The organism is Nocardiopsis lucentensis DSM 44048 (assembly GCF_000341125.1).
GTDB lineage: Bacteria > Actinomycetota > Actinomycetes > Streptosporangiales > Streptosporangiaceae > Nocardiopsis > Nocardiopsis lucentensis.
The window spans coordinates 1-1,048 of the sequence record NZ_ANBC01000957.1 but is presented as its reverse complement, the minus strand read 5'-3'; the positions used below and the strand labels follow the sequence as shown (position 1 = coordinate 1,048).

Genomic DNA, 1,048 nt, shown 5'->3' with positions numbered 1-1,048 from the left:
CCTGCTGCCATCGTCCGGCCGGTGGGAGGGGTACGTGGCCGGCGCCGCTGCGGGACACCGGGCGGAGATCGAGTGGATGCGCAGGACGGGCCTGCTCACGCCCGTGCGTGAGTGGGTGGCGGAGCGCCACTCCTTCGGTGACCGGCGATTCGCGGGTGGGGTGGTCTCCCAGTGCTTCAGCGCCGAGCTGACCTACGGCACGTCTTCCGAGCCTACGGACTGGTCGTGGATGTGTGACCGCGCTGACGAGATCCTCGCTGCCCGGTGGGATGCGGTGGTCCGGGTTGCGGGTGAGCTTGTGGACCTGTGGTCGTCGGGGATCACGGTGATGCCCGCTGGCCGTGTGAGTTCGCTGGTTGGGGGTGGGATGTGATGCACCCGGTGACGTTCTTCCTCGCGTTCGCGATCGTGTTCGGTCTCGTGGCGTGGGCTGGCTACACCCTCGGCGGCCTCTTCGCCTGACCCGTGGTCTGCCTGTGCCGCCTCTCCCGTCCTGAGGGGTGGCGTAGGGACCACCACGGGTCCACACACCGGAGGAGAGCACATGGCTGACGAGCAGAGCCCCGAGTCCACCGCCGCCAACCTGATGGCCCTGGTCGCCGACGCCGACCGGCGCCGCCGCGAGCGCGAGCGCACGCCGCTGTTCGGCGGACTCAGCGAAGACGACTACGGCCAGTAGACCACCCCATAACCCCTGAGGAGCACGCCATGACCACGATCGAGTACACCGGCTTCGCCACCAACACCCTCGACAAGCCCTACGCCGCCAAGACCGGCCAGCGCTACGACTTCACGTACATCGACCCGGACGGCCGGCGGCTGCACACCAGCATGGAGGACGTCACCGTGTCCGAGGAGACGTGCGAGGGCTGGCGAGTGGAGGCGTCGGTGTCCCTGCCCGAGCCGGGCACGGAGGCTGCCGTGCTGGTGGTGCGGGCGCTGATGGCGGCGATGGAGATCGACGACCGCTACCAGCTGGTCGAGGTGGCGTCGTAGTCCCGTGGTCTGCCGGTGCCGCCCTTCGGGGCGGTGTCGGGACCACCACGGG

At 69.7% G+C, this 1,048-nt stretch carries 3 protein-coding genes; all 3 read left to right on the top strand.

Translation table 11 applies throughout. The features are described 5' to 3' along the window. A partial coding sequence (locus D471_RS37450; protein ID WP_206538998.1) for a hypothetical protein occupies positions 1-373 on the top strand: 373 nt, incomplete at its 5' end. Positions 374-544: 171 nt separating this feature from the next. Continuing rightward, positions 545-679, top strand: coding sequence for a hypothetical protein (locus D471_RS42430; protein ID WP_017602432.1), 135 nt, complete (start codon positions 545-547; stop codon positions 677-679). Between the two features lie 29 nt (positions 680-708). Then, the gene (locus D471_RS0132275) at positions 709-996 is read left to right on the top strand and encodes a hypothetical protein (RefSeq protein WP_017602431.1); all 288 of its coding nucleotides are present in this window, start codon (positions 709-711) and stop codon (positions 994-996) included. Positions 997-1,048 lie beyond the last annotated feature (52 nt).

Excerpts from the sequence above, each read along its gene's own strand:
- D471_RS42430 (WP_017602432.1), top strand. The coding sequence starts at position 545 with ATGGCTGACGAGCAGAGCCCCGAGTCCACCGCCGCCAACCTGATGGCC.
- D471_RS0132275 (WP_017602431.1), top strand. The coding sequence starts at position 709 with ATGACCACGATCGAGTACACCGGCTTCGCCACCAACACCCTCGACAAG.